Below are 23369 nucleotides of genomic sequence, written 5' to 3'. Positions count from 1 at the left end.
ACCTTGAATAAAATGTGGCATGTAGTATCCTCCTGATTAATAAAATAATTCCTCACTACAATACATTCCACATTGCAATCCATATATCCTTTTATATTTCCAATAGTTAATAAGTCCATGTTTTTAAAAATTGTTCTGCCCGGATACGTCCGATTTTAATGAGAGCGTCTTTTTTTTCATTTGATAACGTGAATTCAGCTACGAATTCCTTCCCCATCGGGATAAAAATAATGTTTTTCTCATGTTTTCTAGAAATATATCGATCATCATGGGCATCTTTCATCGTCTCAAATAGGGCTTCAAATAATTGCAGTCCATTCTTAATCTTTCGTTTAGGCTGTTCTTCAAGCTTATGGCTTAATTTAATTCCAATTACCGGCCTTTTTAACTTTTGTTTTTCATCTTCGAAGACCCACATCGGAAAATTGCTTAGTAATCCACCATCCACGATGATATTTTCACCTGACAATGAACGTAATTTAACCGGCTCGAAGAAAAAAGGAAGTCCGCAACTCATTCTTATTGCCCTTGCGACAGGAAATGTTTCTTTCGGAATCCCGTACAATTCTAAATCATCAGGCAAAACAAGGAGTCTTCCACCTGAAAGGTCAGATGCAATGAGCCGCAACTTATTTTTTGGAAGATCTGAAAATGTATAAATACCTTTTGCAGCCATTTTTTTCGCAAGCCATTCCTCGAGAACATAACCTTGATACATCCCCATCCTCCAGTACAGTAAAAGCCATTTTGCTATCGGGAATGGGAGTAGTGTGTGACGTGAATCAAGGAAATCTTTCATTTCGGTTTCTTTAAGAATAGCCGCTATCTCCTTGCTCGTATATCCCGCTGCAATAAATGCAGCCATAATTGAACCTGCGCTCGTAGCAGCCATACACTTAAAGGTAAACCCTCTAGACTCCAGTGCCTCATACGCGCCAATGAGCGCAAAACCTTTAATACCCCCACCTGAAAATACTCCATCGATGTCCATGCTGTTCACGCCCCCTAAAGAAAGCCTTATCATATCTTTAGGAGGCAGCCCATCTCTTTAGAACAAAAACAGGCGGCCTTTTTCAAGGTCCGCCTGTACAAATTTCATTATATTTTTTATAATCCACATTTTAATTGGGCATTGCAGTTGTCGCAAGTATTACAGCCGCCAATTTCCATTACTTGGCCTTTTCTGCACACCGGGCATGTATTGCCGAGTTCAGAACCAATTGTGACGCTTGTTGAGCGAAGATCTTGAATTGTATCAACTAGGACTACTGGCTGTTTAAATTCAAGTTGTTCACTCGTCTCCATTTTATTCTCTTCCGCTTTTAGCGTAAGAACCTGGGAGTCACGGCTTCCATCTACATAGACAGTTCCGCCTTTTGCTCCGCCTCTGTACAGACGCTCATACACTTGCTCGACTTGCTCAACGGAATATCCTTTCGGTGCATTGACCGTTTTCGAAATGGAGCTGTCGATCCAGCGTTGGATGACACATTGAACATCTGCATGTGCTTCAGGCGCAAGATTCATTGCTGTTACGAACCAGTTTGGTAGGTTATCAGCATCTGCTTCTAAATTAGCGTTTAAATATTCTTCAACAATATCCGCCTTCACCTCAATAAACTTGCCGAGACGGCCGCTGCGATAATAAGTAAAGGAGAAGTAAGGTTCTAAACCTGTAGAAACTCCGACCATGGTTCCTGTGCTTCCCGTTGGCGCAACGGTTAGAAGATGAGAGTTTCTAATTCCGGTTTCCAGAATTGATTCACGAACATCTTCTGGCAGTTGTTTCATATAGCCTGTATTGATGAATGCTTCACGCAGTCTATTTGTTTCTTCTTCGGATTTGCCTGTTAAGAATGGGAAACTGCCTTTTTCTTTAGCAAGTTCCACGGATTCCTTGTAGGCAGTCGTTGCGATTGCTTCAAAGACTTGATCAACAAGTTCATTTCCTTCAGGTGATCCGTATTCTTTCTCACAATAGATTAAAAGGTCAGCAAGTCCCATGACACCAAGGCCAACACGGCGTTCGCCAAGTGCCTGTTTTTTGTTATCTTCAAGGAAGTAAGGTGTGGCGTCAATGACGTTATCTTGCATACGAACGCCGATTTTCACAGTTTGTTTTAGTTTTTCGAAGTCAACGGTCTTCTTCTCTTTATCAACCATTTGAGCGAGATTCACAGCTGCAAGGTTGCAGACAGAGTATGGTGCGAGTGGTTGTTCCAGTTTTGTTATCCTAAAGGCTTTTTATCCTCTAGTTCTTACAGTTGAATTCCTGTAAGTTCAGCATACATTTTCACTGCACTTTCACAGTGTTGCGGTCTCTTGCGTACATTATAGTCTCTTTCGAGGATCAGTACGTATGCGTTGCCCCTGACTAAAGTTTTACCTTTAGCCTTCGGTTCGGATTGGCGATCTCAGCTTTCCCGCTTTATCCCGCAATGTTTAACGTGAGGCGAACTCCACCACACGGATTCGTAGCTACTACTTTCTGTCCATATGCTTTCGCATTCGTCATATCGTTCGCATTATCGATGAAGAAAATGCCCGGCTCTGCCGAATATGTTGCGCAAATGTTAATCAAGTTCCAAAGTTCTTTCGCCTTGATTTTTCGATATGTGCGGATTTTATAGCCCATATCCTTCCATTCACGTACATCTCCAACATTCTGCCACTCTTCGTTATAAGCTTTCATTTCTTCTACATTGTAATTCTCAACATCTGGGAAGCGCAGTTCATAATCTTCGTCATTTTCAACCGCATCCATAAATTCTTTCGTAAGACAAACAGAGATGTTTGCTCCTGTCAAAAACTCCGAATTATGAACTGAATATGTTCCGCCTTCGGACAATTTTTCCTCTGCCTCGTAAAAGATCTTTTCGTTAAAACCGCCAAGGCCAGGGATATTTCGATAATTAAGGACACCTTGGTACATCGCTTCTTCCGACTCAGAAAGAGGAGTGAATTTTAGCTTGTCCTTCGCATGCTTCTTAATTACCGGATCGGTTGTATTTTCAATCAAGAATTTCAAAATGCGCGGATTCTGCATTTTCGAAATGATAAATTCAACAATATCAGGATGCCAGTCAGCCAGCATAATCATTTGGGCCAAAATGTTACGTTGATGCGCTAAATCAACTCTCTATGTCACCATAGAGGTCAGACCATATCTTACACTCTAAGAGTGTCCTCGCACTTCGGATTCGCTTGAACCCTACTCTACTCACTTCTGCCAACCGGCATGTTTTCGATGGTCGTTGAACCTTCCTCATATCGCTATCGATTTAGAGGCTTGGCTGCTGATTGTCTTTATCCCCTTGTTGTTTTTTAGCATTCACGCCCACTGTTTCCAGTCACGTTGTAGCCAACAAGGCATTTAAAGAGATTCCAGCAATTCACGAGGTTTGTTTATAGACGAGGCACCTTATGCTGTTTTACCACGTCTAGACCCACCCTGCTCAACCAGATGCGTCAGCTTAGCAATATCATCTAGCCAGGAAACTGATCCTGATGACTTTCCATTCACTCCGCGTGCAAGTGTGTTTCTTGGTCTTAATGTTGAACCATTCGTTCCGACCCCACCGCCGCGGCTCATGATTTCCATCACTTGTTTTCGATGCTCCGAAATTCCTTCACGTGAATCAGCGACAAACGGCATCACATAACAATTAAAAAATGTTACTTCCGTTTCCGATCCAGCTCCGTACAGTACACGTCCGGCAGGTACAAAATTAAGACTTGAGAGTTCCTGATAAAACTTTTCAAACCATTCCTGTCTTTTTTCTTCCGTTTTCTCCACAGATGCAAGGCCTGTCGCATTTCGCTTGGCAATTTGCTCGTAAAAGACCTCTAATGGTTTTTCAATAATATCAAGCGGCCGTGTGATGACACCCGTTTCTCTTTCTTCAGAATCATCAAGGGCGCTGCGATATTCGTCTTCTACAACGACTTCGGCTGTTTTCGCTTCCCAATTAATAGATTTTAAGAATCCAAGCCCTCTTGCAGGAAATTTTGGATCTTCCTTTATTGTTAGTACGACAAAATCCCCTTCAGACAAGGTAATTTTTTCCGTATCCTTGAAGGCATAGCGGTCAATCATGACGAGCCGCGATACCCCTTTATGAGTAATCTTCATGTCAGCTGTAACTGGATGAACAGGCTTAAATAATTTGATGTCCTCGTTGAGTCTTTCTACATTCAGGCTCAATTTTTTCGTAAATGCTACAGACATTGCTCCAACTCCTTTATAAGGATCATTTTTATCAATGATTTACTTAGATGGTTTAGTTCTCTAAGTAAAGTTACCATATATATAACCCGTAAATCAATGCTTAAACACAATATATTGTATTTTATCCAAAATTAACTATACCATATGTAGTGATTTGTGGGATACCCACTTTTGTTTGTCAAATTCAAAAATGGGAGATATTTAAAGTAAACGATAGATTTACGCCCTTTTTTCACCATAATTCGCCTTTTTTGAACATAAATTGCATTTGCGCATTTTCCAATCGCTCAAAGTGCTTAAATATCGTATATTGAAAGGTTTTCAATAAAAAATAAAATTTTTTCACAAGTAAATTTATACTGTTTTTTGACGAAATAGTGAAGAACCACATCAACATTTTAAAATATATGAAAAAGCTTTGATTCGGAGCATGATGATGAATATAATAGATGATAGGGCTATTTACTAGAAAGGGGCAGAAAGAAATTGACAGCAGTTTATACCATGCTTATTTTGCTGGGAGCAATCATCGCTTATTCCTTATATAATTACTTCCATCAAAAAAAAATCTTAAAAACTCTCACGGAGGAAGAATTCCGTGCAGGCTACCGTAAAGCGCAGCTCATCGATGTTCGTGAGCCAAACGAGTTTGAAGGCGGCCATATATTAGGAGCGCGTAACATTCCTATGTCTCAGTTAAAAACGAGAATGAAGGAAATTCGTCCGGACAAACCGGTTTATCTTTATTGCCAAAGCGGCATGCGCAGCGGCAGAGCGGCGCAAATGCTGAAAAGAAAAGGATACAATGAACTATCTCACCTGCAAGGCGGTTTTAAAAAATGGTCTGGCAGAATTAAAACTAAAAAGTAAAAGAGTAAAACCGCAGAAGCCATTTCTGCGGTTTTTTATAAATATATACTAAATGCGGCTGCGGCTAGACATGCATAAACAAGGCAGACTCTGAAAACGAGCCTGCCTTGCATTATTATTCTTTTACATATCTCAATATCGGCTTCCTTGCTGCTTTTGTCTCATCGAGACGTTTTACTATCGTCGTATGAGGAGCTTCCTGGACCATTTCAGGATTTTCTTCCGCTTCCTTGGCAATTTGGATCATGGCATTAATAAAAGCATCAAGCGTTTCTTTTGATTCCGTTTCAGTCGGTTCAAACATCATACACTCTTCCACGTTGAGTGGAAAATAGATTGTTGGCGGATGATAGCCAAAATCCAGCAGTCTTTTCGCCATATCAAGTGTGCGTACACCGAGGTTTTTCTGGCGTCTTCCGCTCAAAACAAACTCATGCTTACAATGGCGGTCATATGGAAGATCAAAATACGGCGCAAGTTTTCTCATCATATAGTTTGCATTTAATACCGCGTATTCTGTGACAGCTTTTAACCCATCAGGCCCCATGGTGCGAATATACGTATAGGCACGAACATTAATGCCAAAGTTTCCATAATAAGGCTTCACACGGCCAATCGAATGCGGACGATTATAATCAATCACAAATCTATCATCTTTTTTTGTAATAACCGGTTTCGGCAAATAAGGAATCAAATCTGCTTTCACACCGACTGGGCCCGATCCTGGACCTCCTCCGCCGTGTGGTCCGGTAAATGTTTTATGGAGATTCAAATGGACAACATCAAAGCCCATATCTCCAGGGCGCGCTTTTGACATAACGGCATTCAAGTTAGCACCATCATAATAAAGTTTTCCACCCGCACTGTGAACAATCTCAGCCATTTCTAGTATTTGTTCTTCAAATAATCCGAGTGTATTCGGATTTGTCAGCATTAATGCAGCTGTATCAGCACCGACAAGCTCTTTTAAATGCTCTAAATCTACTAAGCCATCTTCCCCAGACCTTACAGTAACAGTTTCTAATCCTGCTACAGTTGCCGATGCCGGGTTCGTACCATGGGCCGAATCAGGAACAATCACTTTCGTACGGGCTGTGTCACCATTAGCTTCATGAAAAGCACGGATCATCATAAGTCCTGTCCACTCGCCATGTGCACCGGCTGCGGGCTGAAGCGTTACTTCATCCATACCGGTGATTTCAATTAAATGCTGCTGCAAGTCATACATTAATTCTAATGCACCTTGAACAGATGATTCAGGTTGGAGCGGATGAATATGAGCGAATCCAGGGAAACGAGCAACTTGTTCATTGATTTTCGGGTTATATTTCATCGTACAAGATCCAAGTGGATAAAAACCGGAATCCACGCCATGGTTATGTGTCGATAGTTCAGTAAAATGTCGCATAATATCGAGTTCAGATACTTCAGGAAGATCAGGTTCTTGCTCGCGAATATACCCTTGTGGCAAACAATCGCTTATATCTGTATCTGGTACATCAAGCTCTGGCAGGCTGTAGCCAATCCTTCCTGGAGTCGACAATTCAAAAATCAATTTCAAATCATGATTACTCATGGCTCTCCCCCATTTCTTTAACAAGATTATCTATTTCTTCCTTTGTTCTTAGCTCAGTGACCGCAATAAGCATATGACCTTCAAGTTCTGAATAATCACGGCCCAAATCGTATCCTCCAATAATGCCTTTTTCAAGTAATCTTTCGTTCACTTCGCCAACAGGCTTACCGAGCTTTACAACAAATTCATTGAAGTGGTATCCATCAAATGGGAGGTTGAATCCATTCTCTTTAAATACATTTTTTGCATAATGTGTTTTTTGAATGTTTTGCACAGCCATTTCCTTAACACCATTTTTGCCGAGAGCGGTCATCGCGACTGAAGCAGCTAGTGCATTTAACGCCTGATTGGAACAAATATTTGATGTCGCTTTATCACGGCGGATATGCTGTTCCCTTGCTTGAAGTGTCAAAACGAATCCTCTTTTTCCGTCTTCATCAGTCGTCTGTCCAACGAGACGTCCTGGAACTTTTCTCATCAATTTTGAAGTCACCGCAAAGTAGCCGCAGTGAGGGCCGCCATATGCAGCAGGGATTCCAAAGACTTGAGCGTCCCCTACGACAATATCTGCACCAAATTCACCGGGAGGAGTTAACGCTCCAAGTGCAAGTGGATTACTAGAAACAACGAACAAACCTTTTTGTTCATGGATTAGCGGTTCAATCTCTTTTAACGGTTCAATCTGGCCAAAAAAGTTTGGATATTGGACAACAACGGCAGCTACATCATCCCCAAGTTCTGCCTTTAGGGCATCTAAATCAGTCACCCCATCCTTATAAGGAATTTCCACTACATCAATGTATTGGCCTTTCGCATACGTTTTTAAGACATCCCGTGATTCAGGATGGACCGTTTTAGAGACAAGGATTTTTTTACGTCGCGTTTGACCACAACTTAGCATAGCCGCTTCAGCAAGCGCCGTTCCTCCATCATACATAGAGGAATTTGCAACATCCATGCCAGTCAGTTCACAAATCATCGTTTGAAATTGAAAAATTGCCTGAAGCTCACCTTGAGATATTTCGGGCTGATATGGAGTATAAGCCGTATAGAACTCGGATCTCGAAATCACATGGTCTACTATTGTAGGAATATAGTGATCATATACACCTGCTCCAAGGAAAGAGATGTATTGCTTTAAATCTGCGTTTTTACCCGCGAGAATCGCAAGTTCTTTTAAAAGAGCCGATTCCGACTTTGCCTTTTTGATATTATACTCGCCTTTAAAACGGACTTTTTCAGGGATATCCGAAAATAATTCATCGATTGATTCCACCCCAACCGCTTCAAGCATTTCAGTTTTATCTTGCTCTGTCATAGGCAAATAGCGATGTTTAATCATGTTTTTAGTCTCCTCCATCTTAATTTTTCGGACGTGAGTAAAACGGTGTTGGCACGATTCGGACCTTCAGTCGTTTTCCACGGATTTCTACATCAAGCTCATTGCCGATTTCTTTATACTCTGAATTTACGAGTGCCAGGCCTATATTTTTTTTCAAAGTAGGCGATTGCGTTCCCGATGTGACGATTCCAATTTCTTCAGATCCGGAAAAGACTTTATATCCGTGTCTCGGTATACCGCGGTCAATCATTTCAATGCCAATAATTGTACGAGGAACGCCCGCTTCTTTTTGTTTTTGTAAGGAAGATTTTCCAATAAAATCAACCTCTTTATTTAATTTAACAGCAAAACCAAGTCCTGCTTCGAGCGGTGTGATATCCTCGGAAATTTCCTGACCATACAGTACAAGGTTAGCTTCAAATCGAAGTGTGTCCCTAGCTCCAAGACCACAAGGCAACAGTCCCTCATCTTTACCAGCTGAAAGAAGATCATTCCAAAACTTTTCAGCATCTTTCGCATGGCAATAAATCTCAAAACCATCCTCGCCGGTATAACCAGTACGGGAAACAAGTGCGGTTGATCCATTTACATCTACGTTTTGTTTAAATTTAAAATATTTAATTTCTTTTAAGTTTGTGTTGCCAACTATTTTTTGAAGGATACTTTCTGCGCGTGGACCTTGAATCGCAAGTAACGCAAATTCACTGGACACATCTTTTACTTGAACGTCCCCTTCAACATGCTTTTCCAGCCAGTCCACATCTTTCTCTGTATTTGCGGCATTCACCACAAGCAAATAATCTTCATCAGCTAATTTGTAAACAAGCAAATCATCCACCACACCACCATTTTCATAGCACATAGCGGTATATTGTGCTCCTCCAGTTTTAAGTTTAGCAAGGTCGTTTGTCATCATTTTTTGTAAAAAATTCAAGCTGTCCTTTCCTTTTACAGACACTTCACCCATATGGGAGACATCAAAAAGGCCAGCTTTTGTTCTAACTGCTTCATGCTCTTCCTTAATACTAGAAAATTGGACGGGAAGATCCCACCCGCCAAAATCAATCGTTTTTGCACCCATTTCTTTATAGATTGGATAGAGCGGAGTCCTTAGTAAATTTGCCATTATCCTTCCTCCTTTTAAATAAATCCACTTAAAGCGATTTCAATTCACACAAAAAAGGACAGAGAAACCCCCTAAGATAAAGGTTTCTCTGTCCTGGCACCTGAAAGTTTGACCATAAAGGCTTACCCCTTGGGTGGTTCTGATAAATACATAGAACACTCTCCAGAGTCGCGTCAAACAAGGGTCTTTTTGCCTGAGAGATTCACAACTTTGTTGCTTGCTCCTTCGGCGCTGTAATTTTCGCAGTCTCTCCCCTTGCCATCATTCGCCTATATTTTGTTAGGAAACTGGGCATAATAATAAATGATAAATTGTCTGAAAAGATCTTTTATTGTTATATTTCAACAACATCGTACCATTATTTAATTATTTCATCAATGCTTTTCCTAGAATCATCAGGAGGGTTATCATGTCTATAAGAATAAAATTTGATCATAATTGGCAAGAAAGCTTTTTGCATAGACTGGAAAAAGATGGCCCTTGGGCAAACTATGAATTATTTAAATTGGCTATGAATGCTGAAAACCATTTACACATCCCTGATTTCGAGGGCCTTGTTGCTCCAAAATTCTTACCCAATCTAACGCCATTACCTCATCAACTTGATACGGCGAAGCAAGTTGTAGAAAATATGAATGGAAAAGCTATTTTGGCCGATGAAGTGGGGCTCGGAAAAACGATTGAAGCAGGCCTAATCTTAAAAGAATACATGATAAGAGGGTTGGTAAAAAAAGCTTTAATCCTTGTTCCGGCATCACTTGTATCACAATGGGTGATTGAATTAAATACAAAATTCCACATTCCTGCAGCGGCACAGCGAAAAAGCTATGTGTGGGAACAATTTGATTGCGTTGTTTCTTCCATTGATACGGCAAAACGAAGCCCGCACCGAGAGATCATCGCAGAACAGAATTATGATTTAATCATCATTGATGAAGCCCATAAACTTAAAAATCACAAAACAAAAAACTATGAATTTGTCCAATCGCTTAAAAAGAAGTTTTGTCTACTATTAACAGCTACTCCAATCCAAAACAGGATAGAGGAAATTTTCTACCTTGTTTCACTACTAAAACCAGGCCATTTAGGTAGCCAAAGCGGTTTTTTGGAAAAATATAAAAATAAACAATTATCGGTTCAGGAAGATGAGTATTTGAAAGCATTGGTCAATAAGGTGATGATCAGAAATCGACGGGCTGACACAGGCATTGAATGGACAGAGCGTCATGTGGAAACAATTCCAATTGAATTCACCAAAGAAGAAAGAGAGTTGTATGACGCGATCGAGGTGTTGAAAAATACTGAAACCGAATTCGCGGCTCATGGATTTTCCCTAATAACATTAAAGCGGGAAGCATGCAGCAGCAGGGAAGCTGTTTTCTATACATTAAAAAATATGTTTAATAAGCATGAAAATCCTTCTGAAGATTATATGAATAAGCTTCAATATCTTCAAAAGAAAATTGAAGCGGTCACTCAAAATTCCAAAGCGGTTAAAACATTAGAATTGATTCAAGCAATCGATGATAAGGTGATTATCTTCACAGAATATCGAGCAACTCAACTTTATTTACAATGGTATCTTCAACAGCACGGTATTCGTTCCGTACCTTTTAGAGGTGGTTTTAAACGTGGGAAAAAGGATTGGATGCGCGAAGTTTTTAAAAACCAAGCCCAAGTGTTGATTGCAACTGAAGCGGGCGGAGAAGGAATCAACCTCCAATTTTGCAATCATGTCATAAACTTTGATTTGCCGTGGAATCCAATGAGGCTTGAGCAAAGAATAGGACGTATTCACCGCCTCGGCCAAGAAAAGGACGTCCACATATATAACTATGCAATCAAAGATACAATTGAAGAGCATATTCTTAAACTGCTTTATGAAAAAATAAAACTATTTGAGCGAGTGGTTGGTGAACTTGATGAAATATTAAAACAAGTAGACTTCAGGAATATGGAAGAATATTTAAAAGATATTTTCCAACAGTCAACATCAGAAGGTGAAATGAAAGTGAAAATGGCGAATTTATCTTCCATGATTCAATTTGCCGATCAACTAAAAAAGGACGATGCATCTCATGCTGCAGAAGGAAATTCATCAATATCTTGAAAGTTTTTTTGAGGGCAATGATTGTCTGATTGAGGAAAATGGAGAGGGACATTTAACTGTTCAATTAACGATAGAAATGGATAAGGAACTAATGAACCGTCCCTTTTACTGGACGTATTTAGAAAAAACCGGCGGCATCCCAAATCCAATGAAAGTGACATTCATTTCCGATCCGGAAAAAGCGCCCGATGATTTAAAAGGAGAAGTTATTCATTTCGGTGCCCCCCGACTCCATCAGCTTTTTCGCGCAACAAAAAAATTGGCGGCATATATTAGGCTCTATGAAGAGCCTAATAAGGCGGGAAACAATCGGCATATCCCGCTGCATCCGTGGTTATCGTTAAATATAAAAATTTCCTATCACTGTGATCGAAAGTGCGATAATTTAAGATCTATTGGGCTAAACCTAATTAATGGGACTATTGTTGAATCCTTTCAGGAAAAAATCGAGGGAATAACCTTAAAACCAAAAATTCCTGATTATTGTTTTACTGTTTCGCCGATTATTAAACCGGTAAGTGGAATAAAACGAATTGAAACTTACTTGATTAATGAAATTGAGGCTGGAGAACATGACTGGGCGAATGAAGCCATTTCCAGATGGAATGAAGATTTAAAGCTTTTAGACCACTTTTATGCAGATCACGAAGAGAAACCGGAAACATATGAAATTGAGAAGTTAGCCCTCAAAGATCAATATGAACCTTTCGTAAGCGTAGATATTATCAATGGAGGAATATATTATATAAGTACCACAATTCAGTGAATCAAAGAGGCTGTCCAATTAACTTTTTAAAATTTTCGGTCAGCCTCTTTTTCTGAAAAGCATACTAAGTGATATTGGCAACAAACCGAACCAATGATACATAGCAGGGGGCTTTGCATCTTTTCTGTCAAGTCTTAGTTGTTTTCGTTCTGCTTTCGGCATTTCAAGATGCTTAATAAACGTCTCAGTCAAGTACTTCACATAATCATTGGTTGACATCTATTCACCTTCCTTTAATAGGAAGTATAGCCAAATCTTATATATTCATTCGGAGCTTAATGGATTCTGCAACTTCTTTAATCGACTGAGCGGAAGTGTCAATGGAGGTTATTGCACACTCTAAGTATAATGGCAGACGCATCTGATACATATGGTTAATTTCCTCTATCGTCTTATTTTTTATTAACGGCCTAGTGGTATCTTGTTGGAGCCTTTCAACCACTACTTTAGGATTACATTGTAAAAAAATAGTTCTGCCACTTTCTTTTAGTAATTGCCGATTTTTTTCTTTTAAGATAATTCCTCCGCCAGTAGTTATGATCGCTGGAGCCCCCGCCCCTCCATTGGCTAACTTTTGTAAAACATCGGTTTCTAACTCCCGAAAATACGCCTCTCCATGACGTTCAAATAGATCACGAATTGGCATGTTCTCCTGTTTCTCGATTACTTGATCAGTATCAATAACGGCAAGGCCGCACATATCACCCAATAAATTTCCAACTGATGTTTTTCCAGCCCCCATAAATCCAATCAAATAAAGTGATTCTTGTTGCAATTTCATCCACCTCTTATTCTTTCATTTCCACATTGGAATCTATATATAGATTATAATCCAAAATCAAATGGGCATCATCTTTAGGCATCTTGCTTTTTTGGGCCAGTGATTCCTTGATTTCTCGTTGATAATAATTCTTTATTTCTGTCACATAACCCAATTGTGATACATAGATAAGTGACGCTTCAAAAATTACTAAAAAAGCAATTGAAGCAACTAACAAAGCTACGGGATAAACAACACCTTTTTCATTTTTAATAATCATTTCACTCCCATAATAAAAAATTGCGCTTCCTCTTTCGTTCCACTTAAAAAATCTACGTTAAGGAAAAGTACTTGTCCATTTTCAGAAAATCTTATCGTGTTTATTTTCTGGAGGACAATTTCGTGTCCTAAATTATTCACTCTCCGCCTCAATACATCTCCGTATGATTCATAGAGAATAGATTGATTATGTTTCTCTATGAAAATTCGATTTTTGTAAATCAATAGGCGGTCATGATCTCTCAGTTCATCCCGAAGTTGGATAAGGAAGAGGTTCCACTCGTAATCCTCTTCAACTGCAATCGTACGATCAATTGCAGCAAAACCTTGGAATACAAGTGGGATCAATCCCATCACTATCGACAAAATAACCATAACCATCATGGCTTCGATCAATGTAAAGCCAGTTTGATTATTCAATACATTTTTTTTGGTCCTCATAAGTGACACATGCTTTCCATTTTTCAACACCAACCTTTTCCATTAAAAGCTGATAATGAATATTTCTTGAAATCCTGTTCTCACTTGTTTTTTCCTCTATCGGTTTCTGTTGTTCGACATGCTCGTATAATAGCCGGAAAGCAACCAACTCTTTCTTCCCTTCTTGTAAATTGGAAAGCATGTGGATCATGAGAGGAAATAAGGATGCACATAAGAGAAACATCAAGCCTAGTGCAATGAGGCCTTCTAAAAAAGTGAAACCAGATTCATTCCTGTACAAGGAATCTCCCCCTTCCGATAAAAAATGTTAGCTTCAATCTTTTATCGTTTAGACGAAAAAAAACAGTTCCGAAATTAGATACATTTCCTTCAGGGGTGATGATAAAGCTTGGAACATTGCTGTTTTCCAACTTAATTGGCTTAGGTATTTTTCTTTGCACGATAATTTCTCTGGAGTGGCCAGAAATAGCTTCATATTGATTACTTAATATAGAAAATCTGACTGTAACCGTTTCCCGTCTGCTAAGAGCATAAGAATGTGCATAATATAAATCGGATTGTATTTGTGAAATAAAAGCTCTTTTTTGCATGAGCTCAGAGAAAGATTTAATTGTAAAAAAACTAAATGAAAGTAACACTGTCATCACACATATAACAATTAATATTTCTAATAACGTAAATCCATTTTCCTTGTGACCATTTGAAAGCCTTAAAAATTCATTTCGAATCTGTGACAATAACATTTCCTTTACCATCTATCGAAAGTGGATTTCCATTTGAGCAAACTAGATTGGATCCTTTTAAATAATCGTCTGTTTTCAGTTCTTCTAGGCTACTTGGATATGTTTGTTTATCCATATAGTATGCCTGAACTTGTCCTTGTACCATCTGAACTAGAGCTTTGCAGCCTTTGTCATTGATAGAAGAACTATGCTTTGTGACATTCGGCAAGGCAACTAGTAATATAATTGTGATGACTAACAAAACAATCATCATTTCAATTAATGTAAATCCTCGTTCGTTATTAATCATAAGTTTCTTCATTTTCTTATACCTCTCCTTTTTAAATAGATTCGATTATTTGAAACATCGGAAAAAAAATTGACATGTAAATTACTGCAACCATTAGCCCAATAAATGAGAAAATAATCGGCTGAACGACTAAAAGAATTTTCATCGTCTTTGCTTCTAGCTGCTGCATGCAAATATTACTGTAGTAAAGCAGTTCATTATCTAAGCGTCCGTTTTGTTCACCATGCGCGACAATCAAAACCATTTCATTTTCAATAAAACTGATATTGGATAAAGCATCAGAAAAAGAATAGCCTAGAAGGAGCATTTTCTTTAATTCCTCCGCAGTTTCTCGTAGTAACGGCCTGAAATTTTGGGTTTCCATAATGGCAATAATCTCATTCATGGAAAATCCACTTTTCAGCAAAAAACTCCACTCTCTGGAAAGGAAGATTGTTTGATATAGTGTGTAAAAGGATTTGATAAACGGGAGAGAGGAATAGAATTCGGCGATCTCTAAAGCGGTTTTTTTACGAAATATCAATTTGGTCATGATTATCGTGGCGAAGATTAAAAAGGATATAGACAAAAAGTAGTACGGAGTATTCTGCATAAGGTGAAGGACGAGTTTAATACCCGAACTAGGCTCGTAGCCCATTGAGCCATAAAGTAGTTGGAAACGCGGCAAAAGCATGGATTTTAGAAGTATGGCAACAAAGATGAGGACAATCAACAGGATAATCGGATATTGTAGGATCTTCAGCAATTTCTTCCGTTCTTCATCTTTTCGCATTAAATACTTTCCAGATTCCTGGAGGGCAGCGGATAAATAGCCATGCTTTTCCGCAAAAAACATTTGCGCACACACCTGGCTGTCAAAATAATGTGAAAGAAAAACTTCGTAAATTGGCTGACCTTTTTGTAATCCATGAATCAATGATTGAAACATTTCACTTTTCTTACGATCAAGTTTGCCTAAAAACTCGAGAACTTCCAATAAAGTAAAGCCATTATTAAGCATATCGCTTGCCCTAACAAGAAAAAGCCCCTGTTCTTTTATGTTCATTTTTTTCTTATTGCTCAATAATCCAGCGCTCATACTCCTCATGGGATAAGTATCCAAGTGCGATCCCCTTTCTAATTAAATTTTGAAGAGTTGTGTATCGGGAAATCTCACCCCCTCCCTTAACACTTTCTATAGCTTTGCGGAGCGCGCTGCCATGAAGGATCTCGAATACTCCTCTTCTTTTTGCATGACTAAGGCTAGAGCAATACTTTGAGCATACGGGACCACAAAACGGACAAATGATGGAAACTAACCTTTGAGCGGTTATAGCTAGCAATGTTTGCTCTAATTCATGATATTTCACACCAAACTCCAAAAGCCTAAAAATAGCCCCTTTCGCATCCCTAGTATGCAAGCTCGATAAAACTAAATGACCTGTCATAGCCGCACGAATAGCGATCTTAGCTGTTTCCGCATCACGTATTTCCCCAATAAGAATAATGTCGGGATCATGTCGTAAAATTGCTTTCAATCCCGTGCTAAAAGAGAGTCCCGCTTTTTCATTCACTTGGACTTGTTGCAGTAAATCACTTTTCTTTTCCACTGGGTCCTCAAGAGTAACAACATGGCGATTAATATTTACTGAACAATATTCAGCAAGCGAATACATCGTTGACGTTTTTCCGCTTCCAGTCGGTCCTGTAAAAATAATCATGCCATGTGCTTGAACCATTAATTGTGTAAGTAGATTTGTATTGGCAGGGAAAAGAGCTAACTTATTATGAGGTAATGCTTTCGTTTGAGGGAGGATCCGAATAACGATACTTTCTTTTGCACGGGCTGTCGGTAATGAGGAAATTCTTAGTGATGTATATTTACCTGCGAAATATGACTGGAGCGAACCGCTTTGGGGCTTTCTTTTTTCACTAATATCCATTGAAGCTAAAAATTTCAAGTGGGAAATAAGCCTTTCTCCCAATTTAGGAGGAATTTTTTTTATTGGGCTTAATAATCCATGAATACGGAACTGGACAAGATAATCTTTAGAGCGAGGAGTAATATGGATGTCCGAAGCTTCAAAATGCAGGGCTTGGGAAAGAAGAAGATCCGCTGTTTTTTCAATGCTCATTTTTCATAAAACACCACCTTTTATTTTATCTAATTAACCATATTCGACAACTTTCCGCATTCTCCTTCAAAAAATAATAAATTATTATTATTATTTTCAAAAATACGGTATACTAAAAAAGAGCTGGCCACCCCTTTATCACGCTTTCGTCACAAACTAGGCAGCTCATATATTTACTTTAGAGATATTTATCCTTTATAATAAGGTATTGATGGACAACTGGCTGCAAAGGAGGGATACATATGGATCGTATGTATAGAGGTTTGGGTTTTTGGACTGGTATTTTTGCAATTATGTTTTATCTCGGCGGCATGGACAAAACCGCTTTGCTTTTTCTCGGACAAACGGGATTCTTTATACTTCTTAGTTATTTAAGACTTTCTGAACGGATGTATATGTATGTATTTGGCGCATATTTATCGGTGTTCTTTGCTGGATTTACATACTATACATTGTTCCTAATGCCACCTGGCGGAGGACTGTAAAACACGAAACGAAAAAAGCTTCCGGATATTATCCGGAAGCTTTTTTATCGTCCAGCTCCAGCGCCTAGCCCCTCGAGGTCAAAATGCCTTTCGCCAATAAAAGTCAAGACCGGACTTTTTTGTCTCAGAACATTTGCTTGTCGGAGGCCCGCAGGATGCGGGTCAGGACGGCGTTGCCACAGGATGTGGCGGTCTTAGCCGTTCATCCTAGATCAAGGCGCTTGCGCTTTTCTTCATTAAATACCTGTAAGGAAAGGATTATTCGACTTTTCACTGCTAATTGTTGTTGCAGGTCCATGGCCTGAGAGGACAACCGTATCCTCAGGTAAGATTAATAATTTTTCACTTATGCTCTTAAGTAACTGGCTATGGCTCCCACCAGGTAAATCTGTTCTACCGATGCTGCCTTGAAAAAGCGTATCACCAGCAAACACGACATTTGCTTCCTCGGAATAATAAGAAATACTGCCTGGTGAATGGCCCGGTGTATGGAAGAGATTTAATGAAAAGGGTCCAATGCTTAATTTTTTTTCCTCCGAGAGCTGATGCTCGGCTGCCTTCGCTGTAATATTCGCACCATAGCGGGCAGAACCGTTCAAGCTTGGATTTGTTAACCACTCGGCCTCGAGTTCGTGAATATAGACTGGGATATCCCACTGATCACGTACTGCATCAATCGCGCCAATATGATCAAAATGGGCATGTGTCATTACGATCGCAAGAGGTGTGAATCCCTGTTCGATTAGAAAATCATTAAGTGATGCCCCTTCTGCTCCAGGATCAAAGATGATGCATTTACCTTCTTCATTATAAAGTAGGTAACAGTTTGTCTGCAAAGGTCCTAAGGGAATTTGTTTCCATTTCATGAATCATTCCTCACTTTTCTCGTTTGCCCAATTTTACCATGAAGGCACTAGGAACAAAAAGATTTGATTCTTTGATGAGGATTCATTATTTGTGTATACTATGGATACGTAGTCATACAAGTGTCACTTTTACTGCTCGACAAAATGGAAAAAAAGCTTTAAAATATGTAAGAGCGTAACCATTCCTATTACATAGCAAATATTTGACATTTTCGTAGAAGGGAGTTTTTTTAATGGGCACAGCCATTATTTTTCTTTTAGTTGCCTTACTTGCAGTCTTTGGTACAATCAGTGCGTTTAAAAACAAAAATCCTCTTGGAATCCTTTTTGGAGCAGGAGCGGTTGCCGTATTCGGGTTCTTCTCCATCATGACCTTACTTGGTCTTCCGGACACACTTCCATAAAAACATTAAAAGCGAAGCTACCTACTCGGAAGCCTCGCTTTTATTATTTTTTTCAGGCTCTACTAGAAAAACCTTCTCACCTGTCTCTAAATTCAGTATCTGTTCAAATTGGTATCCGTATAAACAGTGCACGCCATCGGGTGAACATGATAACGGCTTATTGTCCAAGTCCCCGAATAATATAGACTCTGTTTGATCTGTTAATGCCAGCTGAATTAAACGATAGCCCTCATTGTAACGATCCGCATTTCCATGGCTCTTTGGAGCAAACGTGATAAAACGTTGATCTTCATAAATGAAATCATAAAAAGGCACTAGCCAATCCGAATAATGGGTTATATTAGGGAGCTTAAAATTTGCTACCTCCGTCTCTAAAGCGACATCGTTAAAATTATATTCGAAAAACTCGGTATTATTTTCCGGCACTTTAATTGTCATAATAATATTTGAAAAAACATCAAACCGATACACATTTTCCTGCAATAAACTACTATCTGTAGGATTGGATAGAGATTTTTTCCAGATGGGTGCAAAGAAAGCTGCCTCATTTTCTTTCCAATCTTGTTCAAGAATATGATCTTGATTGAACCATTTTAAAAATGGCTGATAACCAATTAACTCTGTCACTTTTTGGGCTTGTACATTTATTTGATGGACTTTATAAGACCAATCTTCATAAAAGGCTGTTATTAACATTAAGGATGGATTAGTTTTATTCCATTCATAGGCAAGCTCATAAGAATCAATATGTGTAGAAAAATTGATATGACCTTCTTTATCAGTGAAATATACCATTGCCGCATGTGAATGAGGAGAGGTGTGAATAAAAAGATTTCCTGATTCTTTATGGATAAGAATATTGACTATAGGAGCATCCGAACTGAAAACAAGCTTAGAAATTCCGCTATAGAGGTTATGGGAATAAACATAATATTTACCGTTATTTTCATATGAGTAGAGTAAAGTTTCTTGATCGATCCATCCATACACTTTTTCAAATATTCCTTCAGTAATATTTAAAGGCTTAACATCTGACTGTGCCGAAACTATCTCTTCTGTCTCTTGTTCTTCAGGAAGATCTGCTAAGGGAGATGTACCAGAATAGGAGTTTGAACATCCCGGAAGTATGATCGCGAGTATAAATACCATCATTACATACAAAAAACATCTAAATTGCACATGCACTTCCCCCCTTTCATTTATCATACTAACAATTAGTACGTAATAAAACATGAAATGTTTCATTCATTTTTACAAAAAAAAAGCTACCCATAAGTACTGGGTTCCTCCACTATTTTTATACAGTATTTACGATTTTAAGAATACTATATATGGAAGTTCGGGGTTCCCGTTCTATGCTTAGGGCAGCCTAGCTTATTATTTACCTATTTTTTGATAATCTTCATTATTATAGAACCTAAGCAAATCACCGTAAATGATTTTATCTGAATAATCAAGCTCGGTCCTCGCTTTCTCTTTAAAGGGCTCACAATAGGAATCATCTACCGGCTCTTCTGTATCTTTCGAATAGCAGGTGTTCGCTGTGTAAACATAGTTCCGTGTGACAAAACTCCCATCCCTAAATACTACAAAGTCACGATGGTCGCTAGAAAACATATCCTCACCAAATTGAATATTATTTTTCGTATTAACACCAAGCAAATGGAGCAATGTTGGCTTCAAGTCGATTTGTCCGCTAACTTTGGAAATTGTTTTTCCTTTACCTTTATTGGTTACACCAGGAATATGAATGATTAATGGGACCCTTTGAAGCTGAGCACTTACAAACGGCGTTACTTCTTTGCCTAAATATTGTGCCATCGCTTCATTATGATTTTCGGATATACCATAGTGATCTCCGTACATAACGATAATCGAATTTTCATATAGACCTTCGTCTTTCAGTTTTTGGATAAAGTGCTTTACTGCTTCATCCATATATCTGACCGTTGTGAAATAGCGGTTTAACGTACCGCTTTTCGAATCATATTCTTCGATCAACTTATCCTCTTCGTCAAGCTTAAATGGATGGTGATTCGTTAATGTGATCATTTTTGTATAAAAGGGTTGTTGCATTGTTTTCATTAAGTCAGCGGATTGTTCAAAGAATGGTATATCCTTCATTCCCCATCCGACTGAATTTTCAGGGGTGATATCATAATCTGTCGCCGAGTAAAAATAGTCATAGCCCAACGCTTCATACATAATATCCCGATTCCAAAAGCTTTTATTATTTGCGTGCATCGTTGATGTGAAATAGCCTTTTTTACCGAGTTTCTCAGCCATTGCATCAAATTTATTTCCCGAATGGGTAAAGAAAACCGCACCTCGGTTTAATGGATATAAAGAATTTTCCAATAAAAATTCGGAATCTGAAGTTTTACCCTGACCTGTTTGATGGTAGAACTCGTCAAAATAAAAGCTTTCTTTAATAAAATCATTTAAAAAAGGCGTTACTTCTTCGCCATAAACTTCATTATTGATAACAAAGCTTTGCAATGATTCAAGGGAAATGACAATTAGGTTTTTTCCTTCGGCCTTTCCAAACATTTTCTTGGATGGCTTTACAAAATTAGCGCTTATATTATTATCAATCTCAACCAACTCACTACCATCTGCCATTGCACGTTGAGCAGAAGATTTTGATTGGAGGAATATATCATATAAATGGTAATTATATGTTCCTAGATTTTTCACAAGCATTTCCCTGTCAAATGTCCTTGTCAATAATTGAGGCCGTTCCGTTTCAGCAAGCCCGATATTTAAGAAAAGCATGGCTGCAGCTACAAGAAAATAAGCCCTACGATTTGCTTTCTTTATCGGTTTAATTTCCATAGCTTTTGGTCTAAATTTCAATAGAAGGAAAAGAAATATGACATCGATATAATAAACAAAGTCAAACCAATGGATCTCTGTTGCAGCACTATCACCTAAGTCGGCAAAATTACTCGTTTGAAATAGGACCGGCAGTGTTAAAAAGTCCGTAAAAAAGCGATAAAAGGCCACATTCGCATACAATACAAAACTTAGAAACAAACTAGTAAGTAATAGATATCGGTTTCGTGATTTTTCTGTTTTAAAAAAAAGTGAAATCCCAAATACAAAGAGCAAAAAACTTAAGGGGTTAATAAATAAAATAAGCTCTTGCATAAAATTTTCAATTTTAAGATTGAAGCTTGTTTTATAGACAATATAAGTCTTGATCCAGAGCATAATCGTGACAGCAACTGGCAGAGTAATATTGGCTTTTTTTAGCTTATTCACTTTATTAACCTCCTAAATTGCTACGCTTTATCACATTTTCCATTTTATTGAAGTAGAACAACTATCGATTATCATATTATGTTTCTTATAAAAAATCAAATTAAAAACCCTTCAGATCATGTTAAACAGGCTCTAAAAATCCTATTCAATTTTCTCTATATATAGACGTATCAATGATAAAAAGGTTTCAATATTGTCCCGTTTTCATTATATAGACATATTTTACATCGTATTATTGTCTTTGAAAATAGTGATTCAGACCGAAATTTCTATAATTTAGACCTAAATGTATCATTGCAAAATTTAAAGGGCGAGAAAAAGTTCTCAGCCCTTGATTATGAAACATTAAATTTTATTTGCTGCAAGCCAAGCAGCGCCTGCAATTCCTGCATCATTTCCTAACTCCGCCTTAACGATTTCGGTAGATTCTCCGACAGGTTTAAATGCATATTTTTTAAAGTATTTTTCTATTGGATCGAGCAGTAAGCTTCCGGCCTGTGAAACCCCTCCGCCTATGACTACTTTTTCTGGGTTAAATACGCTGCCGATGTTTGCAAGTGCCAAGCCTAGATGATTGGCAAGCGAATCAATCGTACTAAGAGCTAATTTATCCCCTGCTTCAGCCGCCACAAATATGTCTTTCGCTGTAATATCACCCGTATTATTTAAAACTTCTTTTAGTTTTGACTCGCTTTCATCAACCGCAAGCAGGTCTTTTGCAGTGCGAACGATACCAGTAGCTGATGCTACTGTCTCTAGGCAACCCGGCTTGCCGCAGTTACACATATAACCACCGCTTGGTACAGCTGTAATATGTCCAACTTCTCCGGCAGCACCTTTACTACCGTGGACAATATCACCGTTTACAATAACACCGCCACCTACTCCAGTTCCCAGGGTAATACAGATTAAGTCCTTTGCCCCTTTTCCTGCACCCTTCCACATTTCTCCGAGTGCTGCCGAGTTAGCATCATTTTCAATTGCAACCGGCACGCCAATTGCAGATTGCATTAAATCACGAAGCGGATAATTATTTTCCCATCCGATATTAACTGCTTCAAATATCAGACCTTTTTCCGTATCTACGGGACCAGGTGCGCCAACTCCTGCCCCTTTAAGTTTTTCGTGTGGAACATTCAATTCGGCAAGCTTTGAATGAATCGCATCTGCAATATCTTGGATAACGCTTTCGCCTTTATTAGCTTTATTTGTTGGTATTTCCCATTTATGTAAAATGTCTCCCTGTTCCGTGAGAAATGCAAGTTTAACACTCGTTCCTCCAACATCAATTCCCACTAGCCATTTTCCATTTTCCATATTAATCCCCACTTTATTTTCTTTTTTTTATTTGTCTAGCTCCAGCGCCCAGCGCCTAGCAAACTTCATGATTCTTCCTACGATAAGTCAACATCGGTTCGTCTTACAGACTCACCGTGTTTCCTTTATCTCGTCAGAATCCTTCGAAGTTTGTACGTCGCTTAACGGACGCTTGCGCTTTTCTTGTTTTTTCTATTTGAATTTCATTTCTTATTATAGCAAGTGCTGTATGTAATTCATCTTTAGTAATAAGGTGCGAAAAATACAATTCCTTAATTTCCGATTCCATTAATTCTAAATCAGCAATTCTGTCGCCAACATAAACAAAAATGCCAAACTTTTTCAGCATTTGCTGAACATCGTATACAGTCTTCATATATTCACCACTA

23 protein-coding genes, 3 pseudogenes and 1 riboswitch are annotated in these 23369 nt (G+C 38.6%); of the genes and pseudogenes, 5 read left to right on the top strand and 21 right to left on the bottom strand.

Features of this window, described 5'->3' with window-relative positions; genetic code table 11:
* Positions 1 to 106: 106 nt before the first annotated feature.
* The 4 genes and pseudogenes from KHA88_RS02395 to KHA88_RS02380 all read right to left on the bottom strand — a co-directional run.
* Entirely contained in the window at positions 107 to 991 is an 885-nt protein-coding gene (locus KHA88_RS02395) for a patatin-like phospholipase family protein (RefSeq protein ID WP_213097353.1), read from the bottom strand.
* Positions 992 to 1107: 116 nt separating this feature from the next.
* Positions 1108 to 2220: pseudogene (locus tag KHA88_RS02390) on the bottom strand (vitamin B12-dependent ribonucleotide reductase); the annotation flags it as partial.
* A gap of 244 nt (positions 2221 to 2464) precedes the next feature.
* Positions 2465 to 3106: pseudogene (locus KHA88_RS02385) on the bottom strand (vitamin B12-dependent ribonucleotide reductase); the annotation flags it as partial.
* Positions 3107 to 3433: 327 nt separating this feature from the next.
* Positions 3434 to 4228: pseudogene (locus tag KHA88_RS02380) on the bottom strand (ribonucleotide reductase N-terminal alpha domain-containing protein); the annotation flags it as partial.
* 504 nt (positions 4229 to 4732) lie between these two features.
* On the opposite strand from KHA88_RS02380, the gene KHA88_RS02375 reads away from it, so the two are divergent.
* A complete protein-coding gene (locus KHA88_RS02375; protein ID WP_430413632.1) occupies positions 4733 to 5098 on the top strand; it encodes a rhodanese-like domain-containing protein in 366 nt (121 codons plus the stop codon).
* A 115-nt stretch (positions 5099 to 5213) separates the two neighbouring features.
* Here the strand turns inward: KHA88_RS02375 and gcvPB are convergent, their stop codons facing one another.
* From gcvPB to gcvT, 3 genes are read right to left on the bottom strand one after another with little or no spacing between them, the layout of a single operon-like run.
* Positions 5214 to 6674, bottom strand: coding sequence for an aminomethyl-transferring glycine dehydrogenase subunit GcvPB (gene gcvPB / locus KHA88_RS02370; protein ID WP_213097362.1), 1461 nt, complete (start codon positions 6672 to 6674; stop codon positions 5214 to 5216).
* Complete coding sequence (gcvPA, locus tag KHA88_RS02365; protein ID WP_213097875.1) at positions 6667 to 8013, bottom strand: aminomethyl-transferring glycine dehydrogenase subunit GcvPA; 1347 nt, start codon at positions 8011 to 8013, stop codon at positions 6667 to 6669. The genes gcvPB and gcvPA overlap by 8 nt, the downstream gene beginning before the upstream one ends.
* 22 nt (positions 8014 to 8035) lie before the next feature.
* Positions 8036 to 9142 carry a glycine cleavage system aminomethyltransferase GcvT gene (gcvT, locus tag KHA88_RS02360; RefSeq protein WP_213121357.1) on the bottom strand — a complete coding sequence of 369 codons (1107 nt, stop codon included), beginning with the start codon at positions 9140 to 9142 and terminating at the stop codon, positions 8036 to 8038.
* Positions 9143 to 9313: 171 nt separating this feature from the next.
* A riboswitch (glycine riboswitch) is annotated at positions 9314 to 9407 on the bottom strand.
* 144 nt (positions 9408 to 9551) lie between these two features.
* On the opposite strand from gcvT, the gene KHA88_RS02355 reads away from it, so the two are divergent.
* On the top strand, positions 9552 to 11252 hold the full coding sequence (locus tag KHA88_RS02355; RefSeq protein ID WP_213097364.1) for a DEAD/DEAH box helicase: 1701 nt from the start codon (positions 9552 to 9554) through the stop codon (positions 11250 to 11252).
* Positions 11221 to 12018, top strand: a complete 798-nt coding sequence (locus KHA88_RS02350) for a YqhG family protein (protein ID WP_213097365.1) — start codon at positions 11221 to 11223, stop codon at positions 12016 to 12018. The genes KHA88_RS02355 and KHA88_RS02350 overlap by 32 nt, the downstream gene beginning before the upstream one ends.
* Positions 12019 to 12057: 39 nt before the next feature.
* On the opposite strand, the gene KHA88_RS02345 is transcribed toward KHA88_RS02350, so the two are convergent.
* Genes KHA88_RS02345 through comGA form a run of 9 tightly spaced genes read right to left on the bottom strand, consistent with a single transcriptional unit; the run spans position 12058 to position 16644 of the window.
* A complete protein-coding gene (locus KHA88_RS02345; RefSeq protein ID WP_213097366.1) occupies positions 12058 to 12237 on the bottom strand; it encodes a YqzE family protein in 180 nt (59 codons plus the stop codon).
* A gap of 37 nt (positions 12238 to 12274) precedes the next feature.
* Entirely contained in the window at positions 12275 to 12793 is a 519-nt protein-coding gene (locus KHA88_RS02340; RefSeq protein WP_249305780.1) for a shikimate kinase, read from the bottom strand.
* A 13-nt stretch (positions 12794 to 12806) separates the two neighbouring features.
* Positions 12807 to 13058 (bottom strand): hypothetical protein, encoded by a 252-nt coding sequence (locus KHA88_RS02335; RefSeq protein WP_213097368.1) that lies wholly within the window; start codon positions 13056 to 13058, stop codon positions 12807 to 12809.
* Positions 13055 to 13477 (bottom strand): competence type IV pilus minor pilin ComGF, encoded by a 423-nt coding sequence (comGF, locus tag KHA88_RS02330; protein WP_213106822.1) that lies wholly within the window; start codon positions 13475 to 13477, stop codon positions 13055 to 13057. Before comGF ends, KHA88_RS02335 begins: the two co-directional genes overlap by 4 nt.
* Positions 13470 to 13778 carry a type II secretion system GspH family protein gene (locus KHA88_RS02325; protein ID WP_213097369.1) on the bottom strand — a complete coding sequence of 103 codons (309 nt, stop codon included), beginning with the start codon at positions 13776 to 13778 and terminating at the stop codon, positions 13470 to 13472. Before KHA88_RS02325 ends, comGF begins: the two co-directional genes overlap by 8 nt.
* The gene (comGD, locus tag KHA88_RS02320; protein WP_213097370.1) at positions 13765 to 14253 is read right to left on the bottom strand and encodes a competence type IV pilus minor pilin ComGD; all 489 of its coding nucleotides are present in this window, start codon (positions 14251 to 14253) and stop codon (positions 13765 to 13767) included. The genes KHA88_RS02325 and comGD overlap by 14 nt, the downstream gene beginning before the upstream one ends.
* Complete coding sequence (gene comGC / locus KHA88_RS02315; RefSeq protein ID WP_213097371.1) at positions 14216 to 14542, bottom strand: competence type IV pilus major pilin ComGC; 327 nt, start codon at positions 14540 to 14542, stop codon at positions 14216 to 14218. Before comGC ends, comGD begins: the two co-directional genes overlap by 38 nt.
* A 19-nt stretch (positions 14543 to 14561) precedes the next feature.
* Entirely contained in the window at positions 14562 to 15608 is a 1047-nt protein-coding gene (gene comGB, locus KHA88_RS02310) for a competence type IV pilus assembly protein ComGB (protein WP_213121356.1), read from the bottom strand.
* Entirely contained in the window at positions 15583 to 16644 is a 1062-nt protein-coding gene (comGA, locus tag KHA88_RS02305; protein WP_213121355.1) for a competence type IV pilus ATPase ComGA, read from the bottom strand. The genes comGB and comGA overlap by 26 nt, the downstream gene beginning before the upstream one ends.
* Positions 16645 to 16886: 242 nt before the next feature.
* Here comGA and KHA88_RS02300 point away from each other — a divergent pair, with 242 nt between their 5' ends.
* Positions 16887 to 17129: a DUF2626 domain-containing protein gene (locus KHA88_RS02300; RefSeq protein WP_213121354.1), complete on the top strand. Its 243-nt coding sequence runs from the start codon at positions 16887 to 16889 to the stop codon at positions 17127 to 17129.
* Positions 17130 to 17365: 236 nt separating this feature from the next.
* Here KHA88_RS02300 and KHA88_RS02295 read toward each other — a convergent pair whose 3' ends face one another.
* Positions 17366 to 17995 (bottom strand): MBL fold metallo-hydrolase, encoded by a 630-nt coding sequence (locus KHA88_RS02295; protein ID WP_213106819.1) that lies wholly within the window; start codon positions 17993 to 17995, stop codon positions 17366 to 17368.
* Between the two features lie 233 nt (positions 17996 to 18228).
* On the opposite strand from KHA88_RS02295, the gene KHA88_RS02290 reads away from it, so the two are divergent.
* The gene (locus tag KHA88_RS02290; protein WP_213097376.1) at positions 18229 to 18399 is read left to right on the top strand and encodes a DUF2759 domain-containing protein; all 171 of its coding nucleotides are present in this window, start codon (positions 18229 to 18231) and stop codon (positions 18397 to 18399) included.
* 21 nt (positions 18400 to 18420) lie between these two features.
* Here KHA88_RS02290 and KHA88_RS02285 read toward each other — a convergent pair whose 3' ends face one another.
* The 4 genes from KHA88_RS02285 to KHA88_RS02270 all read right to left on the bottom strand — a co-directional run bounded on the left by KHA88_RS02285 (position 18421) and on the right by KHA88_RS02270 (position 23356).
* Positions 18421 to 19578, bottom strand: a complete 1158-nt coding sequence (locus KHA88_RS02285) for a YqgU-like beta propeller domain-containing protein (protein WP_213121353.1) — start codon at positions 19576 to 19578, stop codon at positions 18421 to 18423.
* 198 nt (positions 19579 to 19776) lie between these two features.
* The gene (locus KHA88_RS02280; RefSeq protein WP_346729155.1) at positions 19777 to 21663 is read right to left on the bottom strand and encodes an LTA synthase family protein; all 1887 of its coding nucleotides are present in this window, start codon (positions 21661 to 21663) and stop codon (positions 19777 to 19779) included.
* A gap of 345 nt (positions 21664 to 22008) precedes the next feature.
* Positions 22009 to 22980, bottom strand: a complete 972-nt coding sequence (locus tag KHA88_RS02275; RefSeq protein ID WP_213097378.1) for an ROK family glucokinase — start codon at positions 22978 to 22980, stop codon at positions 22009 to 22011.
* 133 nt (positions 22981 to 23113) lie between these two features.
* The gene (locus KHA88_RS02270; RefSeq protein WP_213106817.1) at positions 23114 to 23356 is read right to left on the bottom strand and encodes a YqgQ family protein; all 243 of its coding nucleotides are present in this window, start codon (positions 23354 to 23356) and stop codon (positions 23114 to 23116) included.
* Positions 23357 to 23369 lie beyond the last annotated feature (13 nt).

The organism is Lederbergia citrea (assembly GCF_018343525.1).
Taxonomy (GTDB): Bacteria; Bacillota; Bacilli; order Bacillales; family Bacillaceae_C; genus Lederbergia; species Lederbergia citrea.
The sequence above is the reverse complement of the archived record's forward strand: the minus strand, read 5'-3'. Positions and strand labels throughout refer to the sequence as shown.